This window comes from Streptomyces sp. NPDC052020, assembly GCF_040680575.1.
GTDB lineage: Bacteria > Actinomycetota > Actinomycetes > Streptomycetales > Streptomycetaceae > Streptomyces.
On record NZ_JBFAWY010000021.1, the window covers coordinates 83,702 to 99,682 of the forward strand.

7 protein-coding genes are annotated in these 15,981 nt (G+C 69.5%); 5 read left to right on the plus strand and 2 right to left on the minus strand.

The annotated features are described in order from the left end of the window. Positions 1-23 precede the first annotated feature (23 nt). Positions 24-1,109 (minus strand): hypothetical protein, encoded by a 1,086-nt coding sequence (locus AB0L74_RS21945; RefSeq protein ID WP_365654762.1) that lies wholly within the window; start codon positions 1,107-1,109, stop codon positions 24-26. 175 nt (positions 1,110-1,284) lie between these two features. Between AB0L74_RS21945 and AB0L74_RS21950 the strand changes: the two genes are divergently transcribed. The 5 genes from AB0L74_RS21950 (at position 1,285) to AB0L74_RS21970 (ending at position 13,372) form a co-directional block, all read left to right on the plus strand. Further along, on the plus strand, positions 1,285-1,638 hold the full coding sequence (locus tag AB0L74_RS21950) for a hypothetical protein (protein WP_365654765.1): 354 nt from the start codon (positions 1,285-1,287) through the stop codon (positions 1,636-1,638). Between the two features lie 60 nt (positions 1,639-1,698). Next, positions 1,699-2,397 (plus strand): hypothetical protein, encoded by a 699-nt coding sequence (locus tag AB0L74_RS21955; RefSeq protein ID WP_365654767.1) that lies wholly within the window; start codon positions 1,699-1,701, stop codon positions 2,395-2,397. After that, positions 2,390-3,661, plus strand: a complete 1,272-nt coding sequence (locus AB0L74_RS21960) for a lanthionine synthetase C family protein (RefSeq protein WP_365654770.1) — start codon at positions 2,390-2,392, stop codon at positions 3,659-3,661. The genes AB0L74_RS21955 and AB0L74_RS21960 overlap by 8 nt, the downstream gene beginning before the upstream one ends. Beyond that, positions 3,658-6,708, plus strand: coding sequence for a lantibiotic dehydratase (locus AB0L74_RS21965; protein WP_365654773.1), 3,051 nt, complete (start codon positions 3,658-3,660; stop codon positions 6,706-6,708). The genes AB0L74_RS21960 and AB0L74_RS21965 overlap by 4 nt, the downstream gene beginning before the upstream one ends. A 310-nt stretch (positions 6,709-7,018) precedes the next feature. Further along, positions 7,019-13,372: an ATP-binding protein gene (locus AB0L74_RS21970; RefSeq protein ID WP_365654776.1), complete on the plus strand. Its 6,354-nt coding sequence runs from the start codon at positions 7,019-7,021 to the stop codon at positions 13,370-13,372. A gap of 293 nt (positions 13,373-13,665) precedes the next feature. Here the strand turns inward: AB0L74_RS21970 and AB0L74_RS21975 are convergent, their stop codons facing one another. Then, positions 13,666-15,978, minus strand: coding sequence for a UvrD-helicase domain-containing protein (locus tag AB0L74_RS21975; protein WP_365654779.1), 2,313 nt, complete (start codon positions 15,976-15,978; stop codon positions 13,666-13,668). Between the last annotated feature and the right edge of the window lie 3 nt (positions 15,979-15,981).

Here is a 15,981-nt window from a genome sequence, read left to right on the forward strand (position 1 = left end):
GCCGGCATTTGTCGCGATGGTCCCTAGCCTTGTGGTGCAAGTCCGGCATATCGGTGGACAAACGACAGGAACAGTTGATAAGCCCTGTTATCGCCCTTCCTGTCCGAAACCGCTGCCAGCCCCGCCTCCAGGCGCTCCGCAGCCTCGACCGCCGTGAGTGAGATGACGTCTGATGTGATCACCGATTCGAGGGTGGCCACCCCGTCGCAAGCGCCCGCGGACCATGGCTCGCTTGTCGTGGCCGCCAGGACGGCGTTCAGTGCCCCGTCGCCGACGTCCTGAGCGAGATCGACCAAGTCATCGATGCGCCACATCGCCTCGCCCAGCAGCGTGCCCGCCGTCGGTGAGGCGACCGCTGGGGCTCCCATCGCGAGATGCTCGATGATCTGGAATGGCAGGACGGAGGTCTGTCGCGAGTACTCGATCAGCTGGTTGCGTGTGACGACCTCCGGTGAGTGCTGGACCGTCCGACGTTCCGCCTCCAGGGCCTCCTCCAAGAGGGCACCAACGCGATCGCGCACCGGCGCCCCCTCATCGCCCGGATGGCCGGCATGCAGAGTGTCGAGAAACGTCTCGATGATTCGGGCGGTGAAGGCCACGGTCGGATTCGCCGAGAAAGGAGCGGGCAGGGCCGATCGCAGCCGACCCGCCGGCCACCGGTCGCGCGCGGCTCCGGCCAAGTCCACGGCTTGGAGGATCCGGAGCAACTCCAGCCCGAGCACTGGAGTGCCGTCGCACAGACCGTCGATGAGACCGGCGGCCAGGTTGAACGCGGCGCAGGATACTTCGATGGCGGCCGCCTGCCCGCGGTCCGTCTGCCTCGGCGACGAGAACAAGCTCGCCGTGACCGAGCCGAACGCAAGCCCCAACCCGATGCGTGTGGCGGCCTGATCGTCGTCGAACTCGACCTCCCTGACCCCTTCCCGGCCGTCCGCGTAACAGATCTCGACGACGCGACGAAGCAGCCTTTCTCCCGAACGGACGACATCAGCTATGGCCGAAGCGTAAGCGGCATGGCTGAGCAGCAGCCCCCGAGCCCCAAATTCGCTCGAAAGGCTACGGCTGACAACGCAGTCGACCTTCTTCCGTAACTGTTCGGGAATATCCACGTCGGCCTATCTGTGAAGTGGTGATTGGTCGGGCCGCCGGTCGCTTCCCGCCATGGGGCGGCCCGCCAGTAAACATCGTCGACGATACCGATTCGGTTACGCACAGGCTGTGAAACAAGGCCGCGACACCGTAGCGGAGGTGAACATGCGGGGCCGGTCACGTAAGGAGAAATGATTGAACATCGAATGGGTGAGCTCAGTGTTCCCGACCCGGGACTCGGCCGGTTCCGGGTCGTCCGCTCGCCGCGACATGCCGGTTGGTCGGTGGGAAACTGAGTGGAGTGAGCACCGGCCGGTCGTGCCGGTCGCACGGCACGGTACGGCCCGCTCCGAGGTTGACGACGCAATAATCCAGGGAAGAGGTGTCGTCGTGTCACTGCTCATTGACGAGTTCGATCTGGATATACGGATCGAACCATCGCAGACGCAGCCGCTTGAGGACTGTGACGACCCCGATCCGTCGCAGCCGGGAAGCACCTGTGACTTCTCCTGCTTCGAAACCTGCGGTGGCACGTGCGAGTGCCACTGACGCGCACCCGCAAAGAGGGCGCCATCCCACGACAGTGGTGAATGCCCACAACCGGGGTGAATGATGGACACCAAGAGCAAGGAGAGCGAGCGCGGACGGCTCATCACCCGTTACGCGCTGACGACCTCTCCGCTGTACGAGCCGGTGCACGCCTACCTCGCTCCTCTCAATCTGCCGCCACCGTCGGCCGAGATGGAGGAAGAGGCACACCGCACCTTCGAGCACCTGAAGACCTCGGTGACGAACCGGATGACAAAGGACTCAGGGCTACGAGAGGCACTGAACACCATCGCGGCGCTGCCGCAGGGCAGTGTCAGCGATACCTATCTGGCGGCCTTCGAGGTCATCCGGCAACCGGACAGTGATTTCACACGGACCTATGTCTCCGTTCTCTACGCCAGGGCCCTGCAGCACCTGGGACGCCACGTGGAGCGTGACAGGAGCACGTTCCTCGCCACCGCCCAGCGGCTGTTCGAGGACTCACGGGCGACTCTGGCCGGGACGCTCGCACATCTGGAAGCGCTGCACCCGGATTTCGTCGGGCATCTCGTTCTGGAGGCCGAGGCCAGGCGAGCCGAGAATCCCTTCTTCCGGAAACGGCTCGAACGCGCCAGTGAGCTGTTCGATCGTTACAGTGACGGTGAGCCGGACTGGCTGGGTAGCAAGGCTCAGCCCCCGACCGTGATGGGTGTCGAGAATCTCGGGAGCAGCGCCGCACTGCCGGCATACATGGCCATGGCGATGACGCTGCATGCCTGACGCTTCGATGGCCGCTCCGGTCACCGTGGGGGCGCCGGCCGATCCGCTCGATGTGGCACTGCGGATCGCAAGGAGCCTCGCCCCCGTTGACAACGTGTTGGAGGCGGTGCGCGGCGACAGCCTGCTGAGCGAAAGGTGGCACGATCACGGCACGGCCTCCGGGTTCGCGGGTCTGGCACTGCTGTTCGGCTGTTTCGACCAGTGCCGGGAGGACGAGGGCTGGGACCGGTCGGCGCACGAGCACCTGTCCGTGGCGGTGGAGGCAGCGCAACGTGTCCCCTACCTGCCACCGGGACTCTCCTCGGGAATGGCCGGCCTCGGGTTCGTGGCGCTGTCCCTGGCCGGGAAGAACAAGCGATACGGGAGTGGCCGGCGGTACGGACGGCTACGGGGGACGATCGACGGGCGTCTGGCGGAGTATGTCGCGGCCTGGATCGACCGGCCGGAGGCCGGCGGGGACTCCCGCCGGTCTCTAGACGTCATCACGGGCGTCGCAGGCATCTCCGCCTACCTCGTGTGCCGTCCGGAAGCCGACGCGCTGGCGTCCCTGCGAGGCCCGCTGCTGACCCGGCTGGCGGCTCACCTCAACGAAGGACACCTGCCCCTGCGGCCGCGGAGCGACGCCACCGACTGCGGGCTCGCGCACGGCCTGCCCGGCCTGGTATCCGCTCTGGCACTGGCTCGACTCAGAGGGATCGCGGTGGCCAACTCCGGGGCGGCGCTGCGGACGGGAACGGCCTGGCTCCTGGACCGGCAGGTGACCGACCGGTGGGGCGCCAACTGGCCCATGGACGACTCCGCCCCGCAAGCGGCCGGATCCGCGCCACCCACCCACGCGGCGTGGTGCTATGGGGCACCGGGAGTGACACGTTCGCTGCTTCTGGCGGGACGCGCCCTGGCCGATCCGGCCATGGTCCACACCGCCCTGAACGCCATCGAGGCGATACGCCGGCGACCGGACCGGCAGCGACGCCTGGTCACGCCCACCTTCTGCCACGGAGAGGCAGGACTCGCCCATCTGTTCCACCGGACCGCCGTCGAGACGGGCATCAAGGTTTTCGCGGCCGAGGCCCGGCGACTGCACCAGCGCCTCGCTGGATCGTTCGATCCGCTCGCACGCTTCGGTTACCGGGCCGTTCAGGCACGAGGTGCTCTCGTGGACAGCCCGGGACTGCTCGACGGCGCGGCAGGGGTGGCCGCGGTGCTGTTGTCGGCGGCGGTCAACGACGCGCCGGACTGGGACCGGCTGTTCCTGGTCCGATGAGTAACGGTCGGGAACGCTGGAGATACCGGCCGTTGGACGGGTTCGCGGTCAGGATTCCGCTCCTCCCGGCCGGCACGGGGGCGCGGCGTGGAACCTCGGCGATCGATCTACTGAGCGCCCCCCTGACCAGCCTCGCCCTGTGGATCGGGAGCGAGGCGATGTGGGACTCACTGCATCGCGAGGTACCCGGCGGCGCACCGTCCGAGCGCAGCATCAGAAAGGCCCGCCGCTACCTCGACCGCATGTCGTGCCGCCCAACCCCTTACGGCCTGTTCGCGGGCGTCGCTCTCGGCAGCTGGGGCGACCACACCGACCTCGCCGTGCGGCGGATCCCGGACCGTGTGCGGACACACCTCGACATGGGCTGGCTCACGGCCCTGGTCGAACAGCTTGAGGCGGACAAGCGCATCCGACGTCAGCTGACCTTCACTCTCCACCCGGCGGTGTACGTCGCGGCCGGTCGGCTCCATCTGGTGGACCCCCTGGGCGCGCTGGAAGCCCGCCGGCCCCACTGTGTGACGTTGCGGGCGACCGGACCTGTCATGGAACTCCTCGAGACCGCACGCCGCCCCGTGCCCTACCCGCGGCTGGTCGAGGCTGTCCGTACCGCCGTCCCCGGTACGGCGGACTCCGTCTGCGAACAACTCATCGACCGGCTCCACGCGGCGGGTGTGCTGCTGAGCAGCCTGCGCCCTCCGCTGACCGTGCCGGATCCGGCACGGTACGTGTTGGACCGAATGGCCGTGCTGCGCGACGAAGCCGGCAGGACCGAATGGCTGCGGGCCCTGGTAGAGGGGCTGGACCACTGCGATGCACTGGCCCCCGCCGACAGTCTTCCCGCACGCCGCGCGCTGGCCGCACAGGCGAAGGGGCCAGCGTCGGCGACCTCTCCACCGTTCCGTACGGATGCGACGGCGGCCCTGTCCGGCACGCTGCTCGACCGGGCCGTCGGGCGGGAAGCGGCGAAAGCGGTGGAACTGCTCCTGCGTACATCGTCACAGCCGGACCGGCCGCCCGACGCGGTCGCCTACCGAGCGGCCTTTCACACCCGCTACGGAGCCTGGCGCCAAGTACCCCTGCTAGAAGTGATCAATCCCTACACAGGGCTCGGGCTTCCGGAGGACACCACCTCGGACCTGCCCGCGGACAGATCGTCCACCCGGGCCGAGCGGGACGAGACGCTGCTCGTGCTGGCGGCCGAAGCCCTCCGGACGGGCAGCCGGGCCGCTGCCCTGGACGACCGAACGCTGGCGCGGATCGAACGGCAACCGGATCCTCGGCGCTTGCCCGGGACGCTGGAGCTGGTGGTTGCGGTGGCGGCGTCCTCCTCGGCCGGCATCGACTCCGGCGCTTTCCGGATCGTCGTCTCGCCGATGGTGGGGGCGCGGGAAGCCGGCTGCACTCTGGGGCGCTTCGCCTTCCTCCTCGGAGATGAGGCACCAACCCTCATCAGGTCGCTGCGATCCGCGGGCGGCGCACCGGCCCGCGATCTCATTGACGCCGACATCGTTTACCAGCCCCTGCGGCCTCGCTCCGCCAACGTGGCGCTCTGCCCCCCTGTGCACGACCACGTGCTCCCGGTCGGTGTCGGGACGCAGTCGACCGACCCGCCTGCTCTTCACCTCGCCGACCTCACGGTTTCCCTGGAGGACGATGCCCTGGTCGTCCGATGGTCCGTCACCGGCCAACGCGTGCGGTTGCACTCGCCCCACATGCTCAACCCGTCGGCCGCCCCACGTGTGGTCCGCTTCCTGCGGCAGATCGACGAGACCCAGCGGCTTCAGCAGTTCGATTGGGGTGCCGCTGCCCGACTGCCGTTCCTGCCACGGCTGGAGCGCGGACGCGTCGTCCTCACGCCCGCCCGCTGGCGGCTGGACCGACGACTGATGCGGCCGACGGAACGCCAGGACTTCCGAAGCGCCTTCGCGGAGTTCCGGCAGCTGTGGCAGGTGCCTGACCTGGTCTACCTCGCGGAGGGCGACCACCGCGTCACCGTGGACCTGGACTCCCCGGACGACATGGAGGAGCTTCGCCGCAGCCTCCGGCGATCTGGCCATGTCTTCCTCCACGAGCGGTACCCCGACCCCGAAGACGCGTGGCTCCCCGGCCCGGCCGGGAACCATGCCGCCGAGATCGTCGTCCCTGTTGCCCTCGTCCGGGCGAAGAGCCCGCGCACCGAGGGGAACGACGACCGGGCGAGCAGCCGGTATTCCCCCGTCGACCGGCGAACGCGGCTCGCCCAACCGGGTTCGCAGTGGGTGTTCGCGAAGATCTACGCGCCGACCGTCAATCAGGACGACCTCCTCGCCGGACCGATCCACGATCTGGTGCGACAGGTGTCGGCCACCGGGAGGAGCACCGAGTGGCACTTCCTGCGTTACGCGGATCCGCTCCACCACCTCAGACTGCGATTCAAACTGAGGCCCGGCGAACACTGGTCCGAGCTGGCCACCGACGTCGCCCGCGCGCTGCGCGCGGACCTTGACGCGGGGGCCGTGGAGCGGCTCGTGTTCGACGCCTATGACCGGGAGATCGAGAGGTTCGCAGGGGTACGGGGCATGGACCTGGCCGAAGCGGTGTTCACCGCCGACAGCGCGATGGTGCTCTCCCTGGTACGTGATGTTGTTCGAGGCCGGGTGTCGCTCGACCGCACCCTGCTCGCCGTGGCCACGGTGGACGATCTCCTGGCCGCGCTGGGACTGGCGGCGGCAGAGCGAGAGGCTCTGGCCGCCGCTCTGGCCGGTGAGCGCACCGCGTCAGCAGCGGCCTTCAGGGAATCCGGCGCCACCCTCCGCACGCTTCTCGACGGGGGTTCTCCTCCGGAGGAAGTCCGGCACAGCCTTCGGCGCCGCCGACGCGCGATCACGTCCCTGGGCACGCCGGCCTCCCTGCCCGCCGAGTGGTCCGCGCCGGGGAGCGGCGTAGCGGCGTCGTTTGCGCACCTGCACTGCAACCGGTTGCTGGGAACGGACAGACCTCTGGAACGCGTGGTGTACGGACTTCTGGCGCGGACAAGACACAGCATCGCCCGGTGGCCGACGGTGTGACGCCCACGGCATCGGCCTGGTGTACGCCTACGAACCCGGCTTTCCGCCGTTGCCACCCTCGAGGGCATCAAGTCCTGTATTGCAAGGGCCGACAAGTGCCGCCTCAACGACGGCAACTGGCGCTGACAGACCTGTTGGCGGCCGGCCCTCGGCGGCGCCTGGTACTTCCGCAGTGACGGCGAGCCGCGGTCCGTCCCACGCCATCTGCCGCACTCCCTGCGCCATACCTGCGCCTCGTGGTTCGTTCAGAGGGAGGTATCACTCTCGTTTTCCCTCCTACGGGCGCCCAGCCCGAGACAATGCACAGGACATGGGTGATCTGACTGCCGCGCATCGCGGGTATGAGTACCAGGACCTGCTAGAAGCCTGTCGTGTGGTGGATCTGCCGCTGGGCGGGATCGTCGCCGTGCACGTTGACGAGAAACTGGTACCGGACGACCGTTTCGACGATCTCACGGTCATCGGGGCGGACGGATGCCGTGAGCGGACCCAGTTCAAGCACTCGGACAACGACGATCAGCCCCTCGCTTACGACACGTTCACTTCGGACGGCCGCGGACTGCGGCTCGATCGCCTCGTGGCAACCGCCGCCGCCGACCGCGACGGCCCAGGGGCCTCTGCCCGTACAGTCCGGCTGCGCATCGTGATGCGGGACGCACCACCGGACGATGCCGTGCTGCGCGCGGTCATGGTGCCCGCACGCGCGTCCGACGCGCCGTTTCTGGCGGGCATGAACACCACTCTCCTGAGGTTCGACGCCGAGGCTCTCTGGCGGGGGGTCGAGCTGCCAGCGCAGGGCAGGCGCAAGGCGGGAAACGTCTTCCGGTTCCTGGCTGAAGGTGACACGGCCGTGGCCAAGGAAGATCTGGAGTGGCTTTGCGAGCACCTGGTCGTGGAGCTCGCCGCGCCGCCCATGACGATGGACCTCCAGCGACCGGGGCCGGCGGAGCAGCTCCTCCTCCAGCGGGTGCGCGGCGAACTCGGCGCGGGTATCCACCCCAACGAAGGGCGCTCGCCAGCCGACGTGGCCGAGGCGCTGATCCGCACGGTCCGGGCCGCCCGTCAGCGGGACACCAAGGTCACATCGCAGGAACTGCTCCGCCGGGCACAGCTGCGCCAGGACTTCGGCGCCGTCCTACGCGCGCATCCCGTCGATCGGACCCTGGAAGTGGCGCGCCCAGGCGCGGTCGACGCCCTGGTGGAGGCTGCCGGGACCGCCGCAGCCGATGGCGATGTGTTGCTGGTGACCGGCCCGCCGGGGCAGGGAAAGTCCTGGGCGTGCCAGCAACTGGTCGAACAGCTCACCCGTGACGGATGGCTGGTCGCCGAACACTATTGCTACCTGGGTGACGCCGACGGCGACCAACTGACCCGGGTGATGACCGAATCGGTCTTCGGCAGCCTGCTCGGCCGGCTGGCCGAGGCGGATCCGAGCCTTGTCCACGATCAGCGTCCGCGCTTCGCCGCCGACGAGGAGGCACTGACGAACGCGGTGGCGACCGCTCTCCGCAAGGACCCCGCCCGGTCAGTGGCGCTCGTCGTGGACGGGCTGGACCACGTCACCCGCGTACACGGCGGGAGGACCAGGAGAGCGGACCCGTCGCTGGCCCTTGCCGAGGTACTCAGCTCGCTGCCGCTCCCAGTCGGGAGCGTGCTCATCGTCCTCAGTCAGCCCGGGACCCATCTCGACCCCCTCAGACAGGCGGGGGCAGCAACCGTCGCCGTACCGTCGCTCGCGCTGGAAGAACTCCGCGGCATGGCCGAGCGGCTCGGGCTCGTCCCGTCGAAGGGAAGCAGCCAGGCCGAGGCACTGCTGACCGATGACCGGGAGGTCGCGGACTTCCTCCACGCGCTACAGGAACGCTCAGGCGGAAACGCCCTGTACACGACGTACCTCTGCCGTGAGGTCGCCCTGCGCCCAGAGACGGTTGCGGACGCCGCGGCAACGGTGCGGGCGCTTCCCCCGTACCGCGATTCACTGGAGGACTACTACGCCCACCTCTACGAGACCCTCGGTGCTGAAGCCGATGTCGTCGCCGACATCATCGCCCTGCTCGGTATGCCGGTCACCCGCGAGGAACTCGGGCAGATCGTCCCCGACCGGGGTCACCGGATCGACCGCGCGCTGAAGGTTCTGGCCCCGGTGCTTTCCGAGCGGACCGGGCAGGGTGAGGTCCGGGTGTATCACGAGTCGTTCGCTCGCTACCTGCGCCTGGGGTACGAGGACCATCCCGATGCCCTGCGGTCGACGCTCGCGCTGATCGCCACATGGCTGTCTGGCAAGGGGCTGTTCGAAGATTCGAGAGCCTTCCGACGGCTCCTGTTGATCCTCGCCGAGTCCGGAAGCGACACCGAGGTGCTCAGCCACATCGGACGGGACTTCGTCGCCCGCGCCGTCTCGGCCGCGTTCCCGGCCTCGGCGATCAGGGACAACCTGGCCACCGGGCTGCGCTGCGCCGCCAGATCGGGAAACTGGCCGCTCGTCGTCCGCTGCGTCGAGCTGGCCCGGGCTGCGCAGACCTACGAGAGTGAGCGCTTTGACTCAGTGCTGGTGGACTTCGCCGACGTGCCGATCGCGTTGCTCGGTGCTCAGAGAATGGCGGACCGTCTCCTGTACGACGGACGGACCGTGATGCCCGCTCGGGCGGGCCTGCGAATGTGCGCGGCTCTTGATGCCGCAGGCGCGGTGGCACCCTGGCGCGAATACATGACGGCATTTCAGCACGAGGACGAATCCGACAACACCTCGTACGGGGAAGAGTCCGACCGGGCCGTCAGCCTGGCCTGGCTGCGCGGTCGGCTGCGACTGTCCGCGGCGTACCGGGGTGCAGAGGAGGAGATGCCCGGGCAGGACGAACTCAGCGCACCGGTGTCGCTGGACATCATCGCCCAGTGGCTCGATGAGCACCATGAACAGTCAGCGGCCGACGCCGTCGTGAAGGCGCTGCTCGACACCGTGGGAACCGATGCCGTTACCGGCCTGCTGCCGCGACTCGCAGCGGGCGGCCCGGTGTGTCTCTCGCTCGCCGAGCAGATTGCGGCCGGCGTGGTGCCCGGACAGCGGGGCAGCGCAGCACACTGGGCACAGCGGGCCGCCGGCTTGGGGCATCGGCCGGGGACGGTGCACCGGCTGCTGGCGCTGGGGGCCGCTGCGGACGACCTGTCCGGAGACCTGGCGGGGGACAGTTCCCCGGTCCGGCGCGGCGTGCTGCTCTCTCTCACCCGCGACATACAGCAGGAACGCGTCCACTGGAGTCCCGAGGCCGTCGCCCGATGGCTCGACGCGCTGGCGGTCGCTGCGGCAGCCGATCCCTTGGCGCTGGATGCGGCGGAGGCGCTCGTCCAAGGACCGGGCTGGTACCCCTGCTGGCTGCGGTTCGCGATCGCCCTCGTACGCGCCGAATCCGCCAGTGTGGACCTCCGGTCCGGCCTGGCGGTGGAAGCCCTCGGACTCCTGACCGGAGACCTCAGGCCCTTCGCTGGAAAGCCGCGTGCGTGCGACCTCTACGCGATACACCCGCTCGTCGAGGGGACGGTGCGCCGGGCGGTCGTGCTCGTGTCCGACGAGGACTGGACGCAGGCGTGGGAGACGCTCACCCGCGTCAGCCGGGGGATCAGCACCACTCTGCGAGGTGAACTGGGCGGTCCGCTGCCGGCCGATCTACTGCTCTCGATCGCCGTCGAGCAGGCGACGCCTGCACGGCGGGCCAGTGTGGACCAAGCCATCCAGAGCGAGTTCGAGCAGCAGGCCGGCGGACGCTACTACAGCGACCTCGCCGGGTACCTTCTCATCCACGCGCGCCTCGCCCTCGCCGCTGGTGAACCCGCCGTGGCAGAGACACGCTGGCTGGAAGCCTGCCGCTACCTGGTGGCCTACGGCTGGCACAAGGACATCACGGTCTATGAGGTCCTTGACCCGCTGCCCGCCCTCGTCGCCGCCGACCCCGCCCGGGGCAGGGCGCGGGTGGCGCAGCTCCAGCCGCTCTGCGAACGCCTGGCCCTGCACACCGACGGCAAGGAGACCCTCGCCGCCCGGCGGGAGTGGTGGCGGACACTGGCTAGGGCAGATCCTGCCGCCCTCGCCCAGCTCGCCGCCATCGGGCTCCTCGGTGACTGTAACGGCCCCAACGACCTCCTCCACGGCGCGCGGGTAAATCTCTGGCACAGCTGGAAGGACGAGGCGGATCCGATCGCGGCAACGGCGCTCCGCCTCACCCTGGACAGTCCGCTCCTGGACGGGGACGCGGCGGTACTGGACCGGCTCGTTCAGACGTCCGGTCCTTCGATGCCCGACGGCGTATCGGAGTTGCTCCGCTGCGCACTGAGCCGGGCGGACGAGCGGCCGATGCGCTACGACTCCTCCGACGGTGACGAGGCGAAGGCGTCAGACGAGCGACGGATCGCCGCGCTCAACGCCGTGGCCGTACGTGCCGGTGCGCCGAGCATCGAGCCCCTTCCCGACCTGCCGGTCGCAGAGGAATCCCGGAGTCGGAGCCGCGCGCCGGCACCCGCGCCGACACGCACGGCCGCGGACGTGCTGGCCGGTATGGTGCTGCCACCCGTACCCCCTGGCCCTGTCGGCCTGATCCGAGCACTGAGAGAATGGCGCCGGCGCCCTTACGGAACCGGTACACCACAGCTGGCCCTCGACCGCATGACGAACCTCATTGGTTACCGGCTGCTCAGCCTCGCCGGCAACGGACGTGCCGACGAAGCTCTACAACTCCTGAGGGCCATCGCCGGACCGTTTGACTTCCGTGACGGCCCCCTCCTCCTGCGCCAGCTCGCGGAGGGACTCGAACGACACGGCCAGGACAGCCTGGCCGCCGAAGCGTACGCACTGACCTGGGTGCGGACGCGCGGACAAGGCGGGTGGCTGAACTTCGGCGGGGAGACCTCCCTCGACGCCCTCAGCAGAGCCGCGCGGATCGATCCGGCCCTCACCTTCCGCGTCGTCGCCGAAGAGGCGGAAGCCATCGTGAGCACCGGCCGGTACGGCACCCACGGCGTCACGCAGGCGCTGATCTACGCCTTCGCCCGCCAAGCCGTCGGCCTGCCCGGGCACAGCTCCCTCGATCTGGGGTTCGCGCTGTGGGACGAAGCGGCGGCGGTCATCGAGAGCCGGGCGCCTCGGGTCCACGACAGCGACGACCCCGACTACCCCTACCACGCCCCCGAACGGGACACCGGCGCGGCCGTCTACGGCGATCTGGACCGCGCCTTCGCGACCGCGGCACTGGCGGGAGTGGCCCATGCGGGACGCGAGACCAAGCGGCGGTCGATGATCGCCGCGCGGGCTCTCGTCGCAATGCGCCCGGAGGCAGCGGCACCTGCCATGGCCCTGGCGCTGGAACACGCGACTGATCCGGCGACGCTGACCTGGCTGCTGTGTCTCCTCGAGGAGCAAGGGCCAGCCGGCCGGGCCGTCTTGGAGCACTGCCAAGACGCGCTCGGAGCGCTGGCCCAAGGACCTCTGCTCACCGTCCGGGCCCTTGCCCGACGGCTGCTCATCAATGCGGCGAGCGTTCCCATGGCGCCTTCCCTTCCGGACGCGTTGCAGCCCCCAGTCCGCCTGTGGACGCCCGGGCAGGAAGGCGACCGAGACGATCACGCGTGGGAAGGGCTTGTGCGAGAGCTGGCCGGCGCACGGCTGTGTGAAGCCGAGCCGCTGCAGCCGGGGCTGATCCGGGCGGTTCTGGCGGATGCCCGCCGCAGACTCGGCAGCGAGCATACGAAGGACAGGTACAGGGCTCAGCTCCGTGCCTACCGAAGCGCCGACAAACAACTACCGCCGGACGCCTACCTCGCCACTGAGGAGGCGGTCGAGGAAGCGGTCCAGAGAACGGCAGCGGGTAGCCGCGCTCACCGGCTCTCGAACGGTCCGGGCGTGTCCGATCCGCGCGCCTGGGAAGATCGACTGGCCACCACACTGACGGACAGCCCGATCGTTCCCCTGGCCTTCGAGGCGGCGCGTTGGCCGCGTCCCGGCCTTCGGACTCCGCCAGGTCCGGGCGATCCAACCGATTCAATGGCCGGCGTAATCGCGGAGACCGTCTCCGTGCGGCCTTTGGCGGAAGCGGACGTCCTGAGCGGCCGGCCACTTGATGGCTGGTACATCCTCGCTTCCGTGGAGAAGCGCAGGTTCCTGTCGTCGCACGGACGGACGACCGACTCGGTCAGCTTGAGGTTCTCAGGTCCGGAGGTAACGGCGCGCGGGGGCCAGGGGACCCCGGACGTCCCGCCGTTCTCGGACGGCGACCTCATTGAATGGGCTGAGCGGCCGGCGCAGCCACCTCTGGGGTCTCCACCTGCCAGCTTCCCACTGCTCGGTGTCGACCGCGACATGGTTGCGGCCGGGGATGCCGCCCATGGTCTGGGGCTGCCCGACCTCACGCTCACAGTGGGCTGGTGGCTCCGTGCCGCGCTGCACCTGCGGCCCGGGGCTCCCTTGACCCTAGAGGACGACCGTGGGCTGGCCCTCCGGCTTATCTGCTGGCGCACCGAGTACGAGAGGAGCTCCTACCACCTTGCCTGGCCGCGGATGACCGGTTGTGCCGTCGTGATCCGCCCCGATCTGCTGGAAGTCCTGGCCGGACGGGCACCAGCAGCCGTCGTCATCCGAGACTTCGTCTTGCACCTCGGGCATGGCGAAGAGGGCAAGTGACGCGGGAGCAGCTCGATCGTGTGAGGGAGGAGCCGCTGGCCGGCTCGGGTCCTCTACCTCACCGCCGCAACCCCAGCTACTGAGGTGGAACTCGCGGTTTCGCAGAGGCTGACGGCTGGTCTTCTGCTGCGGTATCACCGGGGCATGCGGTTTCCACACGCAGGGCATACGAGGAGGCCGATGTCGGAGGCTTCCGAGCCCCGGCCCGGGCCCGACCCGCCCTCCCTCGCAAGCGGGCCGCGTTCGTGCGTCACGCCGGTGAACGCGGCCCGCCCGCGAGGCCGTACTGAGGATCAGACCGGCAGGTACGGGCTCGGCCTGTCGTGCCAGCTGATGCGGAGCGCGTCGCGGGCGCGGGTGGCGGCCACGAAGAGCAGCGAGCGCGCCCTGAGCTCCTCGCGGGCACAGCGCTGGGGGTCGGTGGCGCGGTAGCGTTCGATGACCTCCGTGCGCGGGATGACGCCGTCGCGGGCGCCGACGATGGCCAGCTTCTGGTATTCGAGGCCTTTGAAGCGGTGCATCGTGCCGACGTGCACCTCGCCGTCCCCCTTGGGCCCGTCCTTGGTGAGTTCGGCGACGGTGATGCCCGCCTTGGTGGCCAGGTGGAACATCACCTGGCTGACCATGTCCCGTTCCGCGACGCACACGGCGATGCTGCCGCGCGGGTCGCGGCGCGGGCCGGCGCCGCCGTTGCCCGTGGCGATCTCCTCGCGCCAGGCGGTCAGCGCGGCCGCGAGCCGGTCGAGTTCGTCGTCCCAGGAATCGCAGCGGACCAGATCGGGCACGGGGCCGCGCAGGACGGAGCGGTACCCGTCGAGGGTGTCGGTGCTGTCGTCGAGGTCGTCATAGGCGAGGTTCCTGCCGGTGAGGTCGACCACCCGCATGGCCCGGGAGAGGATCTCCTTGGTGGTGCGGTAGCTGAGGGTGAGCCGGGACGAGCGGCCCCGGATGTTGACGCCCACGGTGCTGAGGGTGACCTGCTGGTCGTAGATGCGCTGGTGCGTGTCGCCGGCGATGAACAGGTCGTCGGGGCCGGGGGCGACCATGGCGCGCAGCATCTTCCAGTGGGCGGCGCGCAAGTCCTGGGCCTCGTCGACGACGATGTGGCGGTACCGGTGGTGGAGGAAGCGCATGCCGGAGCCGTCGTCGCGGTGGATGAGGTCCTTGCCGTCGACGGCTTCCTTGCGCTCCTGCCGTGCCCTGATCTTCGCGTCACGCTCCATTTCGAGGCGGGCGGCGCGTTCGGCGGCCTGCCCCCAGGTCTCCAGCCCCTCCGTGTCCAGACGGGCGGTGAACTGCTCCAGGATCTTCCAGATCTGGGCGCGCTCGGGGCGGGTGACGGAACGGCCGCGGCCGGCGCGGCGGGCTTCGAAGTACGCCTTCCGGCTGCCGATGGACTGGCCGAGGATCACCTGGTCCCACTCCTCGTAGAGGAACTCGGCGTCCCAGCGGCGCTCGTCGAGTTCGAGCAGGACCTGGCGCAGGACGTTGAGCGCGGTGCTGTCGTAGACGCGCTGCTTCGCCGAGCCCTTGACGGCGTTCTCGCTGAGGACGCGTGCGGCGAGCTGGTCGATGTGGGCGATCTCCACGCGGGCGAGCAGTTCGGGCTCCAGCAGTGAGGCGAGCCGGGCGCGCAGGTCGGTGGTGAGGTTCTTGGTGAACGTCGTCAGCAGGATCGGCTTGTTGTGCCCGGGCGGCAGCTGCTGTGCGAGGTGCTTGACCCGGTGCAGGGCGACGATCGTCTTGCCGGTGCCGGGGCCGCCCGAGACGCGGGCCGGGCCGTTGTAGGCGCGGTGGACGAGCTTGGCCTGGGTGGGGTGGAGGAAGACCTTCCAGGCGCGGAAGTCGCCTTCCTCCAGGGCGGCCTGGATGTCGGCGTCGATGGTGGTGACGGTGGTGCGGGCGAGCGCGGCACCGAGGTCCTGCTCGTAGTCCTGGCCGAGGTCGACCTTGACCGGTGCGGTGATTTCCTTGCGGACCTCGTCGAGGGGCATGCCGGCGGCGAGCCCGTACAGGATGTCCTTGGACAGCAGCGGCGCGCCGGCGACCAGCTGGTCGAGTTCGTCGCTGTCGGTGACGGCGAGCGCGAGGTCGATGAGCTGGTCGGCGACGCCCAGGTCACGCAGGTCGTCGGCGGTGACACCGGCGAGCAGGGGCCCGGCGGCGGCCGGGGCGGACTCGGGTGCGGGCTCCGGGACGGGTTCCGGGGCGGGCTCGGGTTCGGTGGGGGTGAGGGTGATGCCCGCGCGGTGCAGCACGCTCTCGCCCACGACGGAGAGGTCCACGAACTCGATCTCGCCCGTGATCCGGTTGATCGCGACCGAGAGTTCCTCGTAGACGTGCTTGCGGTGGCGCACCGCGATGACGAGCCAGTTCTCCCGGCCCTTGTCGTCGACGCCAGCCCTGGCCAGCAGTGCGCGATACGACTGGTCGATCTTGGCGCGGAAGACCCGTCCGTCGCCCTTGAGGGGCTTGAGGTCCAGGCCGGGGTGGTCCGGGTCCTCGCGGAAGCGGTGGCAGAAGTCGTAGAACCTGCCCTTGACCGAGCGGTCGAGCTTGTACAGCTCCTGTTCGGCCTTCTGGTAGAGGCTGAGCCGGGCGGTCATGGG

Bases quoted from the DNA above. Each gene is read 5' to 3' on its own strand.
- AB0L74_RS21955 (WP_365654767.1), top strand. From the start codon at position 1,699: ATGATGGACACCAAGAGCAAGGAGAGCGAGCGCGGACGGCTCATCACC.
- AB0L74_RS21960 (WP_365654770.1), top strand. From the start codon at position 2,390: ATGCCTGACGCTTCGATGGCCGCTCCGGTCACCGTGGGGGCGCCGGCC.
- AB0L74_RS21965 (WP_365654773.1), top strand. From the start codon at position 3,658: ATGAGTAACGGTCGGGAACGCTGGAGATACCGGCCGTTGGACGGGTTC.
- AB0L74_RS21970 (WP_365654776.1), top strand. From the start codon at position 7,019: ATGGGTGATCTGACTGCCGCGCATCGCGGGTATGAGTACCAGGACCTG.
- AB0L74_RS21975 (WP_365654779.1), bottom strand. From the start codon at position 15,978: ATGACCGCCCGGCTCAGCCTCTACCAGAAGGCCGAACAGGAGCTGTAC.